Origin of the sequence: Novosphingobium sp. BW1 (genome assembly GCF_008107685.1) — a bacterium.
Lineage (GTDB): Bacteria > Pseudomonadota > Alphaproteobacteria > Sphingomonadales > Sphingomonadaceae > Novosphingobium.
The window spans coordinates 33,974-55,427 of record NZ_VIRF01000091.1; the positions used below are offsets into that span (position 1 = coordinate 33,974).

The window sequence follows — 21,454 nt, forward strand, 5'->3', positions numbered from 1 at the left end:
CCGTTCATGGCGGGCCGGTCCCTTCCTCCATTGGCACGAACAGAAAGACGCCCGCCATGGCCCAGCCATTTTCGCGCCTGAACCTTGCCGCAACCGCGCTGCTTGCCTCGTGCGCCGCAAGCTTACCAGCCCATGCCCAGAGCTGGGCGGAGACATGGTTCGACAATGTGACTTATACGAGCCCCGGCAGCTTCGAGGACCAGACCCGCGGCTACGTGACCGCAGGCGGCATATCGGGCCGGGTCGATGTTCATAACGACTACCTGACCTCCCTCACCCTCCCCAAGATCAAGGCGGGCTGCGGCGGCATCGACATGTTCCTGGGCGGTATGTCCTTCCTCGACCCGGACTACCTCGTCCAGAAGCTCGAAAGCATTCTGCAGGCCGCGCCCGCCGTCGCCTTCCAGTACCTCCTCGAAACCCTGGACGAGAAGATGGGTAACATCATCTCCAAGATGGAAGCAGCGACCAACTTCCTGAACTCGATCCAGGTGAACGATTGCCGGCTTGCGAGCCGCATGGTCCAGATCGCCAAGGGCGACGATAACATGTCGGGCATCATCGAGGAGATGACCGGCTACAAGTCGGTCAAGGAAGGGTTCGCCAAGAGCTACCAGCAGAGTCGCGAGAAGATCGAGGCCAACGCCAACAATCCAACCGAGGACCTCAAGGACGCGCTTGCCAACTGCCCGGCCGAGGTCACCGAGATCTTCCGTACCGGATCGCTGCTGTCCCATGCCGCGACGCGGGTGGGCGCGGGCGACTGGGCGAGCGTGATGCGTGCACGGGTGGGCGACGTCTACATGCGCTGGGACGCGGCCGACAAGGTACCGCTCTTCTCGGCGATCCCCGCCTGCCCGCATCAGGATAGCGAAAGCGCCGAAGACTTCCTCACCGGCAAGGTCCAGCGCCGCGCGCTCAACATTCCGGCAACCGCCGCCGACTGCTCGGCCGGAACCGGCAAGGGCGCGCTGGACCTCGCGCGCGAGCGCATGGAAGCTATCGCCGGCAAGATCAGGTCCCGCAGTGCGCTCACCGCCGACGAGCGCCAGTTCGTCGCCAATATCCGTACCCTCCCCGTCTACCGCATGCTTGAATGGGGCGTGCGAAAGGGGGTACCGGCCTCTGTGATCGCAGATACCGACGAACTGGTTGCCCTGACCCTCGCCTATCAGATGCTCAATGACCTGACGCGCAGCATCGACTTTGCTGTCTCGAATGCGGAACGTGGAGCCAGTGCGGCCGGTGCCGCCGATGCCGCGAGCACCAATATCTGCCAGACCCGCATTCTCACCAAGGGCATCGAGCAACTACGCGTTCTTCGCGAGGAAGTGCTGCGCCAGCGGGCGCAGATGCGCCAGAGCTACATGGCAGCGCTCAATGCCGCCAACCTCTCGGCGAATTATGCCGGGCTCATACGCCAGCGCGACCGTGACGCACGCGATGCCGCCGGCGCCGCTGCGGCCCCGGGCCAGTGAGCGAAGCCATGTCCCGCGCCATCCGAGCCGCTTTGGACCTCCTCACCCTGGCTCTCGGCCTGATCGCGACGCCAGCAATGGCGGTCGACACCAGCTTCTACACCTATGACGGCTTTGCCGAGACGGTCGATGCCTTCCGACTTGTCTCGATGATCTTTGCCGATCCGCGCTACGAGACGCTGGTGGTGATTATCGCGGTGGTCGGCATTGCGCTCGGCGCGGTGATCGCCAGCGTGCGGGGACAAGGCATGGGTCTGGTTGCTTTCGGTTTCCAGATTCTGGTCGGTGTCGGTCTCTTCGTGGGGCTGATTGCCACCACCGGCACCGTCCATGTCTACGACAAGGTGCGTAACGCCTATCAGCCGGTGGGCGATGTGCCCAACCTCCTCGTGCTCGTCGCCGGCGTCACCAATCTGATGGAGCGCTCGCTTGCCGAAACGATCGACGACAACACCCTCGATCCCAATGCCAAGCTCGAGTTCGGCGCGGGTGGACAGAGTTTCGACCTGTTCCTCAATGCCGTCTCCCCGAACGGTCCGATGACCGACAGCTTCCTTGATGCCACGATCAAGGATTACTTGCGCCAATGCTATCCGGTTGCGCGGGTCTCGGCGTCCTACCCTGTCGACGATGACCAGCTGTTCCGCACCGCGACGGACCTACCGGCCGCCTTTGCGGCCATGGCGGGGCCATCAACCTTCAGCACGGTCTATACCGCCGCGGACAAGGGCGGGACGACGGTCAGTTGCACCGAGGCCTGGGACCATATCCACACGCGCCTTTCCGATCCTACCCTGTTCGAAGGCTATACCCGGCAGGTCTGCGAGCGCACCGGTTACAATGTGACCGATGCCGCACAGCTCGCGCGTTGCCGCTCGCGCCTTGGCGACATGGGGCAAATGATGATGGGAACGCCGCTCTCGCTCCAGGCCTTCATGAGCGATGTGCTGCTCGGCAACGCGGTGGGTGATGTGCTCTTCGAGGACAGTCCGGCAGCAGCAGCGCGGGTCATGGCCAACCGGGCGATCGTCTCGAACGGCCTTGCCACGATGTCGGTCGCCAACGAGTGGATGCCGACAATCCGGGCCACGGTCTTTGCCATCATGCTCTTTATGGTGCCTATCGCTCTGGTCTTCGTCCTCACCCCCATCAACTTGCGGGTAGCGAGCTTTGCGATCGGGCTCTTCGTCTTCGTCGCGCTGTGGGGTGTGATCGACGCTGGCATCTACCAGCTCACGCTTGGCCGGGCGATGGAAGTCCTAGCGCAAATGCGCAGCAATGCCGCTGCCGCCAACGCCTGGATGCTCGCGCCTTCCGCCGCGATGAAGGCGCTTGCCATCTTCGGCACCTTCCGTACGGCCGCGGCGGGATTGGCCGGGGCCTTTGTCTTCACCGTCTTTCGCTTTTCCGGGAATGTGTTTTCCAGCTTCACCGGCGGCGCGCTCCAGACCCAGGGGCTGGGTTCCGCAGCCGCCGCCCCTATGGCGACGCGCGAAGGCTATGCCTCCGCACTCGAGGCCCAGGCCTCCGCAGGCGGTACGATGGCAAGGCGCAGCGCCACTTCCAGCTTTGGCGATTTTGGCGAGCGTTCCACGTTCGGAGCGAACCGGTCGTTCGGCGCTGCGGATACAGTTCTGGGCGAAGCAAATAGTGGGATGCCGGGTGTCCCTGCCTTCGGGGTGGGCGCGATCGATGCAGCCCGCGAATTGGGCGGTATCGCCCCTGCCCTCTCCGGCCGCAATCCTGCCGATCCAGCGGTCGCGCGCGCGGTGCGGGCCAATGCAACGACGGCCGCGATCCACAATTTTGCCGAGAAGGATGCCCTGCGCAGCCTTGGCACCGGATATTTTGGCGCGGGCCAGTCCGGCGAGAAGGCCCTTGCAGCTTTCGCGCAGAACATGGTGCAGTGGAAGGCCTTCGGTGACGAGCGGGCCTATTCGATGATGTTCCAGGGCGCAGCCCGGCATTTTGAGCGCACTGGATATTCAAAGCCCGACGCGGAACTGAAGGCCTCGGGCGTGATCGGCGAGGCCGGGGCCGATCCCACCTTCGCCAAACTCATCGCCAATGCCTTCGAGCAGGAGCAGATGCTGAAGAACGACCTCACCGGCGCGCAGGTGCAGGTCGGCGCCATGCGGGGCCGGCGTGACTATGCCGGGGATCGCGTGGCTGAAATCGAGCGCAGCAATGTTGCGGCCGAACAGGCCTGGAGAACGGGGAACAACGAAGGCCAGCGCGCCGCCGCCTCCATGCTCGGCCTCCCTCTCGCTGAAACCAGCCGCCGCATCGCGTTCATCAATGCCCTCTCGGGCGAGGCGCGCTCCTCCGCCATTACCCAGCTCTCCCGCGCTACGGGCCGTAATGAGGCTCAGGTCCTTCGTGCCCTGGAAAGCTACAATGCTGCTGTTTCGGTGGGGACCGCCGACGGGGCGAGCGCAGAGGCTGCGCGGGAGGGGACCAGTGTCTACGGCCGCACCCGCGAGGCTGCAGGCTACGACTTTGCGGAGCGGTCCGGCAAGCTCGATGCGCAGCGGGAGGTGGGGACCGGCGGAACCCGCAGTGCAGCGCGCATCGGCGAGCAGCGGCGGCAATCGGAGAATTTTGGCTATGCCGAAGGGGCTGCGGCCGCCGGAACCTCGGTTCGCCAGGCCGCGCGCCTCGACAGCTTCATCCAGGCCCTGCGGCAGACCTCGGGCAATCAGGTCGACATGGCCGAAGGTGGCGTGGAAGCCATCGCCGATCGTGCACGCAACGAGCGCCTCACCCGCATTGTCGACGACGAACGGCTTACCCGCATGCAGAAGCTGCTCTCCGATCACGGCATCAAGCTTACCAGGCGCCAGATCGCGATGGACCAGAACGGGGACTTCAGTCTCAATCTCACCTCGCGGACAGCTGCGGCCCTGTGGCGCGGCGGACTGATCAACGAAAGCCAGCTTGGCGCGATTGCCAATGGCGGTACCGCGCGCTTCTCCTTTGCGCACGACGATGTTCTGGTTTCCAGCGCCGCGGGCTTCAGCCGGTCCGCGCGCAGCGATACCAGCACGCGGTTCGAGGCGGGCAAGCAGGCAGGGCCCGATACGATCGAGCATTTCCTGGGCGGTGGAGAGGAAGGCCACGAGGCGATGGCGAACTGGTTGCGCGGCGGGTTCGAGATGGACCGGCATGGAAACTGGCGGTTGAAGCCGCAGGTGGCTGACACGCTGCAGCGCGATGTTCAGGCGATTATGGCGCAGACGGGGTGGACTCGGAATATCGACCGTTCTGCGCAGGATCAGATTTCAATGGGTACAGATCTTGGCGCATCAGTCTCCGCATCCGTCAGTCGCGGCGGCGCAACAGGCGGCAAAGGAGCAAAGGCGTCCGGAAGTTCGGTCGCGGGAGGTGCGAACGCAAGCCTTGGCTTCAAGAGTTCGGATCGCGGTATAACAACGGAATCCGCCAGCGCGAGAATGGACATTGTGAATTATGATGTTCGCGAAGCCATTGCCAACGCAGAGCGCGCAGCATCCAAATCCGAAAATCCTGCCCAGACCTTCTCAAGTGAATTGAGCCAGCGAATTCTTGGAGATCGCGGCTTGCGCAATCGTTACCTCGAACAGGCGGATTCCGGTCGCGGGACAGTGGATATAACGGGTCCACTGACTTCATTGGAACAGTCCTCCGTCCTGCGAACCGGTCGCTTTTCCACCGATTTGGACAAGGGGCCGTTCGACGGAGACCCAAGTTTCAAGGAACGCTGGGACAAGTGAAGCCTCATTCATTACGGTGAAAATGCTGCCAGTGCAGACCTGAACGAGGATCAAGTGGATCCGACGCCAGATCACTGTATCCTCCGACCGAATGCTCGTGAAACATCTCTTCCTGCGTCGGTTCGACGAATTCCCAGTCGCTTGCTGCAAACCATGCCTGCGCGAAGCCAGCCCCGAGAATGAACAGTGCCGTCATCGGAAAGAACAGAATGTTCAGATAACCGGCGAGCGCGCTGGTGTAGAAGCCTTCTAGCGATGGCACATGGAACGACGCCCATTTACCCGCCCAGTAGACGGCAATGCCTGCCCACCACATTTTGGCCTGCCATGGCCGCCATAGCCAAGCGGACGCCTTTGGCTTGGAAGTGCCATTAGTCGTGTGATTTTCCGTGGTGTTGCTCGGATCGTTCGCGGGTTCCACAGCGGGATCCTTTCCGAATGCAAAGCTACCATCAATGTCGGTCGGCCGAAACCGAATACCAATCGAGCTGTGATGAAATTCCTGCCACATGGCCAATCCTTCGTTGCCTCGGGATAGCTTCCCTCTCCCTCCCTCAAGAGAACGGACATGGCCAACTCGGCAGCTCTGACTTTATTGTCGGCGGTGCCGGACGATTATGGCCGGCGGCTTTTCCGTCCCGCAGGCGCAAAATGGCCGCTAGTTGGCTGGCAACGTCCGGGCTTTCGACCGAAGGAATCGGTAATCACCTGCGGATTTTTCAAAAGGTCGATCCTGGCTGCTGAACGGCGGTCGGCTTTTGACGAGGTAGCCTGCAGATCGACTGCTATAATATGCTGCGGCGGCACTATGGGATTGTCGCCGCGCCGCCGCTGGTTGTACTGGCCACGCAAACGCAGTGCGAGAAAAGGACATCAATCGTGACGCCACGCGCCGCCATCCAGCAGATTGCACGCATGGTTCGGGACGATATCCGCTCGGGCGAACCGTCGCCCGGAGCCCATAGCGTCGGAGATATGCTGGCGTCGCAACCCGAAGCACTGCTGCTGATCGTCGACCTTACCGGTGCCGAAGGGCGTAAGAAGCGGCCTGACCCAACGATGCATCACGCATATTCGTTCATGCTTGGTCAGACTCTCGAGCACCTGCGTCAGCGAAGCGAAGCCGGTAACGGCCATGCGACCATGGCCATGGAGAATGTCAGGGCTGCGATCGCTCAGCAGATGCGTACTGGCAAGCTCGTGCCGACGGCAGCGATCGCGCTTGTCTCTGCGTTTTCGCGGGCTGGAATCGAGGTGGGGGAGGATATCCGCAGCGCAATGGATCACGCGATGATCCAGACCGGCGCTGGTCAGCAGAATCTCCCGCCCCCAGATGTTGCCGAGATGTTGAAGGACCTAGTCAAAGCCTGCGAGGGCGACCCGTTCCTGATCCAGAGCCAGTTCGCCGAATTGACGGCGGCCATGCCTGCCGAGCTGCAACTCAGTCTGTTGGAAGGACTCGTCCTCGCCGAAGATTCCAGCCTGCGCGAGGCCGCTATCGGTTGGCTTCTTGCAGAACCTGCGATCGCTACGCCGTTAGCCTCCATGATGGAAGATACCGCCAGACGAGGGCTTGTATCAGCAACGTCGGTTACGCACCTCATGTTGATCCGCAACTGGGTGCCGGAAGATCGGCGCCGGGCGATCGACGCGATCATCAGAGCCGCGCGAGCTGTCGGATCGGTGCCGGAGAAGCGTCCCGCAATTCAGGTGAGGGAACTTCTGATATCCGAACGCGATGGGGCGGGAGCCCAAAGCATATTCGCATCGATCAAGCAGGACAGAAAAAACGCGCTGGTATCGATTCTGATCAAGCAGGGTCATGGCGTGCGGGACGCCTGGGTGGCGCACTCGCTAAGCAGGCCCGAGATCGATGACATGCTTGACCATATTGCGTCCGAAATGCCCATCCATGAAACGACGGCTGAGGATACGGCCTTGATCCTGAGCAGCGCATTGGCGGATGGCCCGGCTAGCTCGCCACCCCCGTTTGGCCTCGTTCAGGCTATCACGCTCATCGGGCTCTCAGATGTCACGTCCAAGTTTGTATCGGTGGATGATCTCATTGTTTCGATGCTTGCGGACGTCGACACTGCGGTAACCGATACCAAGGCGGTGGAGAGGGCAGTACGCGCTTCCGGCCGGTGGTTGGCGACCAACCCTCAGCTCGATTCCTGGTTTGAGAATGGCGACGACGTCGCTGCAGCGATCAAAGGCAAGCGCAAGATCGAAGACCGGATCACCGCGATTGTCGAGAAGGTGCTGGAACCGAAGCGGGCCTATTGGGCCAGCGTCATCGCTTGGAGTGCATTCGCACAGCGAGGTGATGGCCACGGTTCGGACTGGATCGAAATGGCGCTCGTCGCTCGTGAGATGGCTTCGGAACGACCTCTGACCGAGATTCCACTAGCGCGCTTCATCGCCGTGCAAACGGAGGCGGCAGCCCGGACTTGATCAGTGACCAACCGGGCGCCGGATGTGCGATGCGGAGTGCGACCTTCTGCCGTCCCACAGCGAGCCTTCCCAGTCGTTCAAGTGACCTTTTCAGCCTTCAAGATAGCGGACATATCATGGCCGCTCATGTCGGCTTTGTCGGACAGTCCGGAATGTCTCCTTCCCATATCGCTAACGGGTTAGCAGACATTCGGGCGGCGAATGCTCCTGTCCGCGCTGCTCCGGATAACATCCTCAAACCTGCGTTCCGCGCCCCGCGCAATTTTTTGCGCGCTGCACTATAGGGAGCCTCTCGAAGGAATTTCTCGGGCGAACCTCACACCAGTCCGCAAACCTTGCGGCGATAGCGCAAACTCCAGCGGAGACAATCAAAGTGCCGACGGGCGGACAATGGAACTTTGCGGGCATCCTGTTCCAGCTGCTCGCAACCTTGCGATCGGGCGTAACGGCCGCTGTCAGCGAAGTGCACGAAGGGCGTCACACCTTGTCGGTCCGCCTCATCGCCGAGCCCGCGAGCGGAGGCGACGCCACGACGCTCACTGGCCGGCACCGACAGGTCGATCAGATGAAAATCCGCCGCGGCCAGAAGGGCTGGACCTTGCGCGAAATGGTCGAAAACGTGCTCCCCGACCTGTTCAAAGCGCACGATCAAGCGGGCCCGCCCACCGATTTCCGCTTCGTCACCGACAATCTTGCCGGAACCAAGGCGCTCGCCGGATTTCTTAAGGAGGTCCGCGCGGTTCGCGCGCGGGAACTTGGACCTGCCGGCCTCGAGCCAAACGCAAGACGATTCCGCTGGGGGCAACAGCGCGTCTCCGCCAGCGAGCTCTTCGTCAAAATCGCCGCCCACCTAGCGCCGGACGATTCAGCCGCAGCCTGGGATTTTCTTGGCGCAGTCGAGATCGTGGGCTGCTCCGAAGTCGCGGCCATTGCGCAAATCGATACGCTGATCGGCAAGATGGCCGACGATCTTTCCGAAGTACGGACCAGGCGGATGGCCCTGTGCACCGCCTTGCTGGAGCTTGGCAAAGCGGGCGAAGCTGTCGATCTTGCAGCGCTGTTCCGCAGCGTTCGTCTCGAACCCGACAAGCTGACGATCGAGCGCGATCTGTCGGCTCTGCTGCGAACTGATGTCGAGCGCGAGGCCGCGTTGCGCCAATATGATCGAGCGATGGACGTCCGCGCGGCGCCCGACCTGCCCGCGGCGCCTTTGGTGCTGCTCAGCGGGGATTCCGGACAAGGCAAAACCTGGCGACTTTGCCAGGCAGCGCTGCGCCATGGCGAGGATGGCGGCTGCGGCATCTTGCTCCCGGCGACGGGAACGGTGCCTGAAATCGAGCAGGCGATCGTCGATCTCGTGTGGCGAAATCGCTTCGGCGGGACCGCAAGCCTAGCGCGAGTCGCCGAGCTACTCGGGCCCAGGCTTGCCAACGAAACCGGTGTCTGGCTGACGGTCTACCTCGACGATCTCGCTGATGCCGAGCTCGCGCATGGCCTAGCCCGCCTGCCCTGGCAACGGTGGGGAATCCGCATGGTTGTAACCGCGCAGGACCGGATTGCGCAGCTGCTCGGAAATGCGGTGCCGGCTCTCGCCGAAATCTCGGTCCCAGACTTCACCCTGCCCGAGTTGCGCGACTATCTGACCCGCGCCGGTCGTGACCCGCGGTTCTTGCCCGACGACGTGCTCATGTCGCTGCTGCGACCGGTGCTGGCGAGCATCTTCTGCCGCATTCCCGAAAGCGCGACCTGGACCGCAGTCACCGAATATACCCTGATGGACGAGTACTGGCGCTGGGCGACGACGATCCATCGCAGCCAGCCGATTCATCGCAGCGACGGTGCCGCTGTCGTCGCCCTCGCCGGCGCCGTGCTTGACGGTCCCGCGCTCTATCCCTGGCCGCCAAGCCTCGTTGCCCAGCCCTTGCTCGATGCAGGCACCCGCGACCGGCTCATCACCAACGGGGTGCTGCGCGAGGATGCCGAGGGCGCCCTCGAAATGAGCCATTCGCGGCTGCTCAACTGGGTCGTTGCGCTCGAGATCACGCGGCGGTTCCTCGAAGGCGAGCTGGATCTTCAGGGCGTGGCCGATCAGCTCGGCAAGCTCGACCAAATCACGACGCCGCTTGGTGACCGGATCGGGCAAAGGCTCGGCTATGTCCTCCACGATCTGTTCTGGATGTTGGCGCGCCGGGCAAGGCCCGAAGAGGTGGGCGCGCTCGCCCTCCTAGTCGTCCGTGGCGGCGTGGCCTCGAACGACCATGAGCACTTCTTCACTGCCGGCCTCGGCAGCCTCGGCGCACCGATCGCTCCGGCGTTGGCCTGGATGGCGCGCCAGACCTACCCCGAGAAAGAAAGGCTGCTGCCGCGACATATCGCCGCGGCGCTAGTCGCGGTGAGCGAAGTCGCCGCAGACACCGTCCGCACAATTGCTGGCGCGCTGATCGACGAAAATGGCGCCCACACGCACCAGGTCGCCTTGCAGATCATGCGCCGGCTCGCCGTGCCCTCCGCGCTCGATAACCTCTGGGAGCTCAACCAAGCCCGCGGCCGCGCGCTCGATGCCGCCAGGGGCGACAGCAACTGGGGCGGTTACTATCACGACAAGCAGCAGAGCTACGCCGCGCTCGCGCGCGCCGTGACCGCCAATCCAGATTGGCTCGCTCGCAAAGCGGCCGCGATCACCGAAGGCGACGACGCCACGCAGGCGCTCTGGCTGCTCATCGACCTCGACCTCGCCGTCGCCCGGCCGATCTGGCAGGCGCACAAGGCGAACCTGCTCGACCGCGCGCCGGCTGATGGCAACGCCGCGCCGCGGGCGATCCGTCATTTCCTCGATCGCGAGGAGATCGCAAGAGTAGAGAACGCGTTGGCGGCCTCCTCCGAAATCGTCACCGCGCTGTGGTTCGACACGCTCGCCCGGCTCGATCCCGAGGCGGCGGTCGAGGCGCTCTATCGGCTCAAACCCGGCGACCTGTGCGGCACGTCACACTGGTGGCTGCCGGGGCTCGTCCACCGCACTGGCGAGAAGGCCCGGGATGCAGTGCGCGCGACGCTCGGCGAGCAGCGCTATCAGGGTGATCCGGTGCTGATGACGCTCACCCACGCCTATCAGAGCGCGCCCGAGGTGCTCGACGCCCGAACCTTCGACAAACTTCTCGACAACTACGAGGAATGCCTTGCAGCCGACGCCGCCGGCACGACCGACGGCAAGATCACCCGGCGTCATCTGCGCGCCGTGATAGCCTCGGTCAACGCCCCCGCCTTGCTCGAACGTCTTGCGGCCCGCGCCGGCGGCAGGCTCGAAGCGCTCCTTCTCGAAAAGGCCCGCGCGCGTTCCGGGCGCACCTCGATGTACCGCGATAGTGACGGCGAAGAGTATCATCTGATTCTCGCGGCGATCGGGGGGAGCGGCTATGACGATCTCGTCCTCGCCGAGCTCGAACGTCCGAACGTCCATGGACGGACCGATGGGGTCACCGCAGCCCGCTGGACGCGCAATTCGGCGGTGACGGCAAAGCTCGAAGAGATTGCAAGGGATCCCGACGACGATACCTACCGCCGGGTGATGCTGATGGAATCGCTCGCCGCGCATCACGCCGACGAGGGCCTCACCGCGATGATCCGTCACGGCGCGCCGCTCATCGTGCGTGCCGTTGACATTCGCGAGCACGGACCGCCATGGTCCAACGAAAGCATAGCCGCGGTCCGCGGGCTGCTTGCAGATCCGGACCCGGCCGAGCGGCTCGTCGGCGTCAACCTCTGCGCCTTCCTGCCCGAGCCCATTGCCGGCGACCTGCTCGCGCCCATCCTCGCCGATCCGGCGGCAAGCGAGGACGAGGTGTCGCTGACCGTCGGCGTGCTTGCCCAGCTCGAGCATTACCGGCCGGACTTCCTGGAACGGATCGCGCCGCGCCTCGCCTTGAAGGACGGCGGCATTCTCGCGGCGAACTATCTCGCCTGGAGCGGCGACGAAGCCGCGCGCCGCGTAGTGGCCGACTGGCTCGAGCGCAATCCGCTCAACGAACTGAACTCGGCCGTGCTGCCGATAGCGTTCCGCCTGCTCGCTTTCGGCGACAGCGAGGCCGCGGGCCGGCAATTCCTGCGCAGAGTACTCGACAAGGGCCTGGGCTTCGGCAACGAGGGCGAGCTCTGGGCCATACTTGCGTCGGCCGGCGATAACGAAGCGAGCGAGGCGCTGCAGGCGATCGCCTATCAGAAACCGCGGCGGGGCGCAGACTCGGTCATTGCCGCCACGAAAGCCCTGGCCCAATCGGTACCCGAAGAGGCCCAAGCGGCGGCCGAGCGCTTTTTTCGCAGGGACCGCAACATCGCCGCCGCGGCCTTGCTGATCGAACTCGACACCGAGACCGGCCTTTCCGCGGTGCTCGACGAGTACCAAGATGCGCCAGCGACGACGCAGGATGCTCTCGGACGGCTCATGCGGAGCGCTGTGCCCAGCGCCCGCCTGGCGGACAGTATTGCCGACCTCGCCAGCAGCGACGATGTTAAAGAACGGCTCGTGGCCGCCGAGCTCGGCGCGTGGCTTCCAGCCGAAACCCCATGTCCTGCCCTCACCAGGCTCGCCGACGACGAATCCTACGATGTCGAAAAGGCGGCGCTGTCAGCGCTTGTCCGGCGCCGTGCGGATGCCGAGGCCGCCGAGATCATCGCGCGCATCGAAACGCAGCCGCGTCCGCGCCAATGGGCCTGGCTCCATGCCCTCGTCCGGCTCGCCGATCCCGCCCACCTCGCAAACCCGCGCGATCCCCGTTCGATCCACGCGCTACTTGGTCGGCTCGGCGAGGATTTTCGCGAGGAGGCGAACAAGGCGCTCGAGAAGCGCCGCAAAGACCTCTTCAAGGATGCCGAAAAGCGTGACAAAAATCGGGACTGAATCCAGACCGTCGCGCGCCCCGCTATGCTAGGCCTTTTTCACGCGTTAACGTACGGCCGCATTGAGAGAACAGGTTTCCGCTCGCAGCGTCGACTTTGTCGGCGGTTCGTTCACTTGCGCGCGAAAGCTAGGACACGTTGACAGAAGCCGGTCAGCTCCTGACTGTTGATCGCCTGCGTCTGCCAGGCCGGATTGGTGTCGTGATGGAAATTGTTGCCATAGTCCTTGAGTGCGCGAAGCTCGTCGATGTCTACCTGCGAGAGAAGCTGGTTGGCAGCACCAACTCGCGGGATACAGCGGCCGATGAATGGTCCGATCAGCGACCCTGGGGGGAAGTCTGCTGGAAAGGCAACGCGGAGATAGGCCTCAAGTATCGGGCGCAGTGCAATTGCGGCGGGGCGCTCCTGCGCCGGATCGCCGGTGGCAACGAACCCGGTAACGAGGGCATGATTGCGATCATGTTCCGTGATGCAGTCCTGGTGCACGTCCCATTCGGCGATCGAAGATCCCTGACCATCGCGCCGGACCAGAAACGAACTGCGCAACCCTGTCGTCGCACCTTTCCATATGTCGCAGAGATAAGGCTTGAAATGTGAGAGGACGATCACCTGGCGGACGCGCGCCAGCAACAGCCTGATCTGCTGGACTGTGGCGACCGAGCGATGTTCATCAAGGCTGGTCATAGGGTCGTCGATCACGACGATTGCGTTCGCGAGCTGCGCGTTCTGTTCGAGCGACGCGAAAAAGAACGCGAGCGCGAGCGTATTGCGGTCGCCCGCACTCAGCGTGTTGCGGAAGCTGGCGCCCTCGCTTGCCGTGACGGGAACGGCGACCTGGTTGATAACGACACTGTAGGTGCAGGATGATCCGCCCCGGGTGTTGACCGAGTTTACCGCATCGACCCGGTAGCCAGCGCCAAAGCGCTGGAGATAATCGTTAATCGCCTGCTGATAGGCAGGAAAAACGTTCTGGCGGTAGTTGTCGAGGTCGACGCGCGCGGCGTCTCGCAGCGCTTCGGTCGCCGCCTTTTCTGCCTTTTCGGCGAGATACGCGTCGCACAGCGCGTTGACCGGCCCACCGTGCCGAACCTTGATAAGCTGCAGGCGCGCAAGATCGGCTTCGGTGGTCGGGACATTGGCGCCCGCTGCCTGCTCCTTCACCAGCGCGATATCGCCGTTGCGCTCGACAAGCTGGCCCGCGGCATCAGCAACCTGCTGTCGGCGCCCGTCGTAGAGATTGATCGCGGCGCGCGCGGCGTCATCCAGCGCCGAGGCCTCCAGCGGCGCGCTGAACTTGGCGCGAAGCGCCCGGAGCGCCGCGTCACGCGCGGTGTTCCAGTCGCGCGTAATCGCAGCTGTGTCGAGGTCGAATGCCGGGAGGTCGATGTAGGCACCCCAGAACGTGCGCGCCTCGCCGATTTCACGAACCGAACGCTCGAAGGCGCCGAGAACCTCACCGCGATGCTCTTCGGCAAAGGCCTTGCCCGCCTCGGTGATCGTGGCTTTCAGGGCCTCATAGGCCTCGCTGAAATAGGCCTGATAGTGGCGCAGCAAGGGTGATCCGGCTAGATCCTGCGCGCAAAACGGACAGGCTTCCGTGCCATCATCCACGCGCATGGCGGGCAGGAATCCCATACCCTTGCCGACCCATTCCTCGCCCTCCTTGCCGAGCCGCGTCAAATGCGCGCGTACTCGCGCGATCGCGTCGGCTTCGACATCGACAAGCGTGCGCCCGAGAAGCGTGTTGATCTGATCAGCATCGATGGCGGGTAGCGCCAGTGCAACAAACTCCCCGCGCGCTTGAATCGCTTGGGCGTTCTTCGCCGCAGCGAGCGCGCGCTCGGCATTGGCGATCTTCGGGTCAATATCATCCTCGTCGGGAAGCGCGCAGAATTGGTCGACGGACAGTGCACCCCGCGTGCCAGCGGGGATCGCTGCCTCGTGCTGGCGCAGCGCCTTACTGTGCTCTTCGATCCGTTTAACATGGCCAATCAGTGCGATGTTGAGAGCGACGCCCGGCGCGCCAAGGATCAATTCGTGGAGATTCTGGCGGTGCCCGGCTTCGACTTCGATCCCGGAGCACACATTGGCAGATACGAAGGCATCGTCGAATACGACGATGTCAGGCGTCGGCGCGTTCCACGCGCCGTTTTGGAAAGTGAAATTGGTTCCGGCGAGCGTAAGCACGATGTTCGGCGGATTAGCGGCGCCGAGCCGCCGACGTTCCAACACGCCGGCCGGATCGCCGGTGCTCGCCGATTTGAGGATCGCCGCGAGCGTCGTTTTACCGCGACCATTTTCACCATAGATAAGGCTGAGCTTGGTGAGCGGCGGTAACTGCGCGGCGGCCACCGCATTGTCGAATTGCCCGATATTGCTCAGTAACTGGAAGCGTTCCAACAACGCAGTATCCCCCCATGATTCAACGACGATTGAATCAGTTTTGCGGATCGCTGCCAAGTCGTGTCAGCACTCACTTTGCAATATTTCGCGGAACGCAGGCACAAAATTCAATAATGCCTTGCTGACGATAAGCGGGAGTGTCCGGTCGTCGTTCGACAGTCCACGCCGCCAATCGGTCCTAAATTCTACCGTTGGCAGCCTTATTTAGGCAGATGAACCTACGTCAGGTTTCGAGGACCTGCTCGAGCGCCGCGAACGACGGCTATGTCGGCGCGAGCCGACACCGGTGCCGGGAATCTCAGGTTAGCCGCCGACTATTGCGACCAGGGTGCAGGTACAGCCGGACCGAAGGCATTGTCTCCGAACCGGCGTTTCATGCGCTTCGCCACGCTCAGCGAATAGCGCCGTTGCCGCCAGGCTGTCGGGCTGTGGTAGACCCCAACCGCCCGCCAAAAGTCTCCTGTATCACGCAGCGCCGCGAGAAATATCCAGCGGGCCGCATCCACGTTGAAACAGGCATCGAAGCGGAGCCAATTGCGGACCTCAGGCCCTGACCTGCCCATTAGCTCTGCAATCCTCGGTACCCACCAACTGTTGATCTGCAAGGGGCCAAGATCGTGTGTGCCATTGGTGTTTTCGACCTCTGCACCGATCCAGCCCGCCTCCTGGTCGCGCAGGCCCCAAAGAGTCTTTTCAAGCCAGGGACGGCCCGCTGCAGCGCCGTGGATGCAACTGGCAATACGGGCCTCATCAGACTTGCGCACCGCGGCATGGACCGGTGTTGCCAAAAACATGAAAGCCGATGCTGGTAACCAAAGACGAGACACCTGCCCGAATAGCGTTGGTCGAAGGACATTGGCGATCATGGACGAACTCCTTCACAGTCAGGCAATGGCATCAGCGGTCAAAACCGGATCGATCGTTGGATTTCTGGTGATCTTGATCTGCGGCTGGCGAAGCATGTCCCCTGCCTGCGTGCGCATGACTGCGGCCGGTGCTGGCTCGGCGGTCAAGTGCCGACTTCAGGATACGATCCATGATTTCCGCAATGCCGCGCGCGCCTTCTGCGAGATGCTCACCCAGGCCCTGCGGTGAGCGGCGTTGATCAAGCTGACGTTCCAGCAGCTGGTCGCGCCGATCCTGGCGACGATGTTGCTGGTCCTCGCGCGCCTGCGCCAGACGGCCTGCATGACGATCGGCAAGGGCGCGCGCGGTATCGCGATCGAGCCGACCGAGCCCTTCCAGCGCCGAGGTTTTCTCGCCGGTCCGGGCTTCCAGCTTTTCGACGAGCTTCTTCTCGTTTTCGGTCCAGAGCTTGACGCCCAGACGCGCGCGCGTGATCGCCGTGTAGTAGTTCTGGCCATTGACCAGGGCGGAATTGACCGGCGCCAGGACATAGACCCGCGCATAGGTCTTCGACTGCGCGGAATAGACCGTTTCGGCATAACCGTGGTCCCAGGTCTTGTGCAGGGATAGGTCGATGGTCTGGACGCGCTCCCCGCGGTCCCAGCGGATGATGGCAAGGCTCCCTTCCAGCTTCTCGACCGAACCGCGCTCGGCATTCTTGAGGTCCAGTTCGCGGTTGACGAGCCGCCACTGGATGCGGTCGCCTTGCGCAAGATCACGCTCTTCGCGGTGGAACACGTTGACGTGACGCGCTTGCCCCAGGCGCGGATCCCACCGGATCATGCGGCCATTCTCATCGACAAGGCGAACGACCTGTCTGCCATTGGCATCCTGGCTGAGACCGGCCACCCGGTACTCGGTATCGCGGGCAATGCCAGGACCGGCCAGATCGCGCGCGAAGGTTACGACCTGGCCGCCGGAATAGAAGCGCGCGAAGTGCTTTTCCTGGGCGGTCATGCCTGCGGGCGTGAGCACCGAGAGGCGTGTATCCTCGGCCGCGATCGCGCTCTCGGACTTCAAGGTCTCCCGGATCTTCGCATTGACCAGAAGCCTGGTTTCGTTCTCGAGCACGAGGATATTGGTCGTCGCGCGGGTCTCCGGCTTGAGCCGAGTCCATTCCTCGACGAGTCCCCTCGCCAGGCGTTCCGCGCTTGCCCCGCTCACCACCTTGTCGAGCTTTTCGAGCGAAGCGGCATAGTTGCCAGCGCGGGCCTCGGTGACCGCGGATTTCATCGTTCGCGTTTCCTGACGCATGGATTCCGTCAGCTCGGCGGTCGGAAGTCCCAGGCGCTGAAGGAGCCAGAATGGCTTGCCCTGCTCGATCGCGCCAGTCTGCCGGTTGTCCCCCAGCAGGATGAGCCTCGCGCCTGTCTCCCGGCTTATCTGGAGCAGGCGTTGAGCCTGCCGGTTCCCCAATTGCCCCGCCTCGTCGACCAGCAGGACGTGGGTATCGGTGATCCCGTGCCCGCCGCCTGCCAACAGGCTGGCCACGGTTCTGGCATCAACGCGTGCCCCGTCGCCTAGATTGGAGGCAGCCGAGGAAGTCGGCGCCAGAGCGAGAAAGTGCGTTCCCGGTTCGGCCGCCTCGGCAAGCGTACGCATCAGCATCGACTTGCCTGCACCGGCGACGCCATGGAGCCCTGTCACGCGGTCGCGCGATGACGCGAGCATGACCAGCGCCTGCTCTTGCGCCGGATTGAGCCCTGCGTGTTCGAGCCGTGCCAGCAGGCGATCGGACGGAGCAATGGGCCGGGCATCATCCAGTGCAAGGGCGAGTTCGCGCGACAATGCCTGCTCGAGGCGGGCACTGCGCCGCGTTGTGCGCCCCCGGGTCAAGGGGCGATCGCCGGTCAGCTCGCGCACCGCTAGCAGCTTGCGCCGTGCTTCATGCGCACCGATGAGTGGCCGCACTTCGGCAAGACGGACCTCCCCGACATGGCTCGCCAGCGCATGGCGATAGAGTGAGCCCAGATTCGAAACGGCCTCGCGGGTTTCAGCCTGGCGGATCCCGAACAGGGCTGCACGCCGGCTCGCCATGGGATCGTTTTGCAGCCCCTGCCCTTCGCGCTCTGCCGCCCGGATCGCTAGCGCGGCCAACTCCTTGGCATAAGGCTTTGCACGCTCGGTCCATTGCTCTTTCAGGTCGCCCAGCCCCGCTTTGACCTTGGGTCCACGCGTTTCGTAGAAAGACGCACGGCGCGCGGCCTGCCCGGTAAGGCCATGCTCCTGCGCATGAGCATCGATCTTTCGGGAACGCTGTGAGGTCTCGCGGATGAAGTCCTTGGGCACGCCAGCGATCTCAAAGAGGCCCCGACGCGGGTCGAATTCGATTTCGAAGCCTTGCTCGCGCAGGTCCCGCGCGAGTTCGTTGCGGTACACCTGTCCCGCCACCATCTGCTCGGCAAACATGGCCCGGGTTTCGAGGCTCGCCATGGGCCCGTCCACTTCGCGATTGGTCATGTTGAGGACGACGACATGGGTGTGAAGGTGCGGGTCAAGGTCCCGGCTCGCATGCTCGGTAAAGTGGGCGAAGAGCAGTCTTCCAGTCGTCTCGTGGATGATCGCACCATCCTCGCGCCGGCGGAGCGAGGCATGTTCTTCCAGATAGGAAAGCGCCGCCGTCACCGCGCCCTCGTGCGCCTCGATGATCCGCTCATCGCCCGCGACGAGCGCCATGATCGAAACCGACTTGGGTGCATTGACCGCGAAGTCCCATCCGGGATGGTGCTGGATTTCCCCGTCCGCGCGATGCCGTCCAAGCTGCTGGCCGGCCACGCGCCCGGCAAGCAGTTCGGCAAAGACATGATGATCGACCTTACCTTCGAGCCCGAATTCGTGCGCAAGGCGCCCTCCCCATTGGCTGGGTTCGTCACCACCCTTGGTGTAATAGTCGCCCACCGTATAATAGCGCGCGATATTGCCTGAAGTGCCCTTGAGACGGCGGGGGTGGATCATGCCGGACGGGCCTTGCGCGACGGTCCGCCGGCACGGTTATAGACATCGATCTCGATACGCGGACGGCCGCGCTTTGCGCCAAGTGTGAAGTCCTGCACTTCGCGTGGTTGGCCTGGACTGTCGTCCGGGATGGCCTCGCCCGTATCCGGCGATACGGGGGGAACAGGTTCGCGGGGAGGCTGACCATCTGCATCGCCGGACTTTCTGCCTGGATTGCGTCGCTGCTCGCGCCGGCCTGGATTTCCATTCGCAGTGCCCGCTTGACCGGGTTCGGAGCACACCTCTGGTTCCTCTTGCGCCCGTAGGGCAGCAATGATCGCAGCGCCGTCTCCGTCACGCAGCGGAGGATTGACACGCTCCACAAAGCCTTCGGCAATCGTCGGCAAGGCATTGAACTTGTCCTTGAACCGCACCACCGGCAGGTCCCGGCCGAAGCGCAAATAGCCCGAGAGATTGGGCAGGTTGGTGACCTCGGTGTGCATGACGAGCGGGCGCGTTACCTGCATGCGCGAGAGGTTCACCCCGTCGCGCATGTCGTTGACGCCGTAGGACATGCCTTCATTCGCCTCGATCTGTTCGACCTGGCCCAGGTTCTCCGAAACGTGCTTGGCAGTGGGGGTGTCGTTCGCCCGAAGCGCAACCCAGGTCGAGCAATAGCCCGTGATCGCCGCAGCATCCTGGATCCCGTAAGTCGCTTCCAATTGCGGGTAGGACTGGAACCCGAGAATTCCGCTGCCGCCGTACTTGCGGGCGCGAGCAAGGAAGTCCGACAGGGACGGCAGCTTTTGCAGGGTGGGTAGTTCGTCGACGACGCAGTAGAGGCGACGCCGGTGATCCGGAGCCATGCTCATGATCGCCGAGATCGCGATGTCGAGCCAGACGGTGATGAGCGGTCGCAAGGAAGGAAGCTGGTCGGCCTTCACGGTGATGAAGAGCCAGCTGTCTCCTTCCTCGTTGCTTACCCAGTCGCGGATCGAAAGGCCCGTGCGGGTATCGTCAAGGTAGGAGAAGCTGCGCATGACGGAAGCGAGTTCGGCCTGGATTCCGGCCGATGTCCGGTCTCCTTCAAGGCTGATGAATGCGGCCGCTTCGGTATCCTGCGCAAAGGCGACAAGGTCCTTGAGCCGGGAACGCAGCAGGCGGTCGAGGAGAACCGAAACCAGCATCTCGCCTTCGCGCGCAAGCTTCCTCAGGACCGCGACCAGGGTCCCGCGCGCGGACCTTGCCCAGAACGGATCGCCCGCCTTGTCGGGGATCGTCGATTCCGCCATCTGGTCGTAGTGATATTCGCGCGGAACATCCCCCCAGGGCGACCAGTGGGCCGTTCTGGCATCGAGCGGATTGAGGATGATGTCCTTTCCCGGGCGGTAGAACTTCTCAACGAAGGTCCCTGCCGTATCGTAGACGATCGCGCGCTTGCCCTCCCTGCGAATGCCCTCGAGCATCTTGACGATGATGTTCGTCTTGCCCGTGCCGGGGGCGCCGCACAGGAGTATATGTTCCGGCTCAAAGGCATCGGGCACAGGAACACCGCCGATCCGGAAACTTCCTCGCTCGAATTTGGACAGCACCCCCCTGACCTGCCTGACGGTCCCGAAACGCGCCCCGCGCAGGTATTCGTTCGAGCCAAGCCCCCTGCCCGTGCGGGTAAAGGCATACCAGGCGCAGGCGAGCACGACGAGCGAACCTGCTCCCGACAATATGGCACCCCGGATGCATTCAGCTTCAAAGGCATGGAGGGTTTTCGCGGCGATCGGCGATGCCAACAGCCAGTCGGCCGAGGTCCAGTACTGGGAGCCGGCGGGTGTCTTGAAGAGGACGGGATCGTTCGTTCCGGGGGCGGCCTGAACCTTCATACTCGCTTCAAGAAGCTTGAGGAGGACGAAGCGCTGATAGTCACTGATATGTTCCAGCACCCACCAGACCGTCAGGATCACCCACAATCCCAGCCCGGCCATTACGGTCTGGGAAAAGACCTGCGTGGTCATGCGGACATTATGGACGATCGACTGCCCGCCGCGCGTCCAGCTCCCCAGGGTATCGTTGCGGAAAATGCTCATGAGCGCCTTCCCTCCTGCGCAACAGGGAATGCTTCAGCCCCGAAACGCAGCCCCATCTGGACTGGTTGAGGGACAGCGCCGTGCCCAGCTGGCGACGCCCACACCGCACCCTTTGGGTACCGCGAGCCTCCTGACATGCCCCCCTTCATCGGTCCTGCTCCGGATCGAGGAGGCCCCGTTCGCCGAGGATCGCGCGGGCATCGAGCATCCCTCGCTCGAGAAGTTCGGGCGAACGCGCGCCGATCGAGGTGGCGAGCAAGGTCAGGATCTGGATCGAGGTCGCCAGAACCTCGTCCTGCGAGGAATAAATGTAGCGCCCGTCGGGATCGGCTGCTTCGCCCAAAACCTGGCGGACGAACTCGGATAAGGTGAGGTTTGCGCCGTAGGCCCGGCGCTGAAGTCGCCGGTAAAGGGTGTCGTCCACCCGGACGCTTATTCTGTGCATGCCATTGCTCCGCTGCGCGAAGCCCGGCGTCAGAATGTCATGAAGCAGGAGTTTTCTACCGCAAACCGGCAGAAAACTCAAGAAATGCCGCTGTCCGCCGTGGCACAC

At 63.3% G+C, this 21,454-nt stretch carries 10 protein-coding genes; 4 read left to right on the forward strand and 6 right to left on the reverse strand.

The window, feature by feature from the left end:
* Positions 1-56: 56 nt before the first annotated feature.
* Positions 57-1,478: a conjugal transfer protein TraH gene (locus FMM79_RS19130; protein ID WP_148629071.1), complete on the forward strand. Its 1,422-nt coding sequence runs from the start codon at positions 57-59 to the stop codon at positions 1,476-1,478.
* Positions 1,479-1,486: 8 nt separating this feature from the next.
* On the forward strand, positions 1,487-5,230 hold the full coding sequence (locus FMM79_RS19135) for a conjugal transfer protein TraG N-terminal domain-containing protein (RefSeq protein WP_148629073.1): 3,744 nt from the start codon (positions 1,487-1,489) through the stop codon (positions 5,228-5,230).
* 4 nt (positions 5,231-5,234) lie between these two features.
* Here FMM79_RS19135 and FMM79_RS19140 read toward each other — a convergent pair whose 3' ends face one another.
* Positions 5,235-5,741 (reverse strand): hypothetical protein, encoded by a 507-nt coding sequence (locus FMM79_RS19140; RefSeq protein WP_148629075.1) that lies wholly within the window; start codon positions 5,739-5,741, stop codon positions 5,235-5,237.
* Positions 5,742-6,109: 368 nt separating this feature from the next.
* Here FMM79_RS19140 and FMM79_RS19145 point away from each other — a divergent pair, with 368 nt between their 5' ends.
* The gene (locus tag FMM79_RS19145) at positions 6,110-7,684 is read left to right on the forward strand and encodes a hypothetical protein (protein ID WP_148629125.1); all 1,575 of its coding nucleotides are present in this window, start codon (positions 6,110-6,112) and stop codon (positions 7,682-7,684) included.
* A gap of 373 nt (positions 7,685-8,057) precedes the next feature.
* Positions 8,058-12,578: a hypothetical protein gene (locus tag FMM79_RS19150; RefSeq protein WP_148629077.1), complete on the forward strand. Its 4,521-nt coding sequence runs from the start codon at positions 8,058-8,060 to the stop codon at positions 12,576-12,578.
* A gap of 110 nt (positions 12,579-12,688) precedes the next feature.
* Here the strand turns inward: FMM79_RS19150 and FMM79_RS19155 are convergent, their stop codons facing one another.
* From FMM79_RS19155 to FMM79_RS19175, 5 genes are all read right to left on the reverse strand, one after another.
* On the reverse strand, positions 12,689-15,037 hold the full coding sequence (locus FMM79_RS19155; protein WP_240339313.1) for an AAA family ATPase: 2,349 nt from the start codon (positions 15,035-15,037) through the stop codon (positions 12,689-12,691).
* A 257-nt stretch (positions 15,038-15,294) separates the two neighbouring features.
* Positions 15,295-15,846 carry a lytic transglycosylase domain-containing protein gene (locus FMM79_RS19160; RefSeq protein WP_371710963.1) on the reverse strand — a complete coding sequence of 184 codons (552 nt, stop codon included), beginning with the start codon at positions 15,844-15,846 and terminating at the stop codon, positions 15,295-15,297.
* Positions 15,847-15,877: 31 nt separating this feature from the next.
* Positions 15,878-18,841: a MobF family relaxase gene (gene mobF, locus FMM79_RS19165; RefSeq protein ID WP_148629079.1), complete on the reverse strand. Its 2,964-nt coding sequence runs from the start codon at positions 18,839-18,841 to the stop codon at positions 15,878-15,880.
* Positions 18,838-20,901 (reverse strand): type IV secretion system DNA-binding domain-containing protein, encoded by a 2,064-nt coding sequence (locus FMM79_RS19170; protein ID WP_148629081.1) that lies wholly within the window; start codon positions 20,899-20,901, stop codon positions 18,838-18,840. Before FMM79_RS19170 ends, mobF begins: the two co-directional genes overlap by 4 nt.
* 145 nt (positions 20,902-21,046) lie before the next feature.
* A complete protein-coding gene (locus FMM79_RS19175; protein WP_162853567.1) occupies positions 21,047-21,346 on the reverse strand; it encodes a ribbon-helix-helix protein, CopG family in 300 nt (99 codons plus the stop codon).
* Positions 21,347-21,454: the final 108 nt, after the last annotated feature.

What these genes read in the sequence shown, in the direction of transcription:
- FMM79_RS19130 (WP_148629071.1), top strand. Translation starts at nt 57, where the DNA reads ATGGCCCAGCCATTTTCGCGCCTGAACCTTGCCGCAACCGCGCTGCTT.
- FMM79_RS19135 (WP_148629073.1), top strand. Translation starts at nt 1,487, where the DNA reads ATGTCCCGCGCCATCCGAGCCGCTTTGGACCTCCTCACCCTGGCTCTC.
- FMM79_RS19140 (WP_148629075.1), bottom strand. Translation starts at nt 5,741, where the DNA reads ATGTGGCAGGAATTTCATCACAGCTCGATTGGTATTCGGTTTCGGCCG.
- FMM79_RS19160 (WP_371710963.1), bottom strand. Translation starts at nt 15,846, where the DNA reads ATGATCGCCAATGTCCTTCGACCAACGCTATTCGGGCAGGTGTCTCGT.
- mobF (WP_148629079.1), bottom strand. Translation starts at nt 18,841, where the DNA reads ATGATCCACCCCCGCCGTCTCAAGGGCACTTCAGGCAATATCGCGCGC.
- FMM79_RS19170 (WP_148629081.1), bottom strand. Translation starts at nt 20,901, where the DNA reads ATGAGCATTTTCCGCAACGATACCCTGGGGAGCTGGACGCGCGGCGGG.
- FMM79_RS19175 (WP_162853567.1), bottom strand. Translation starts at nt 21,346, where the DNA reads ATGCACAGAATAAGCGTCCGGGTGGACGACACCCTTTACCGGCGACTT.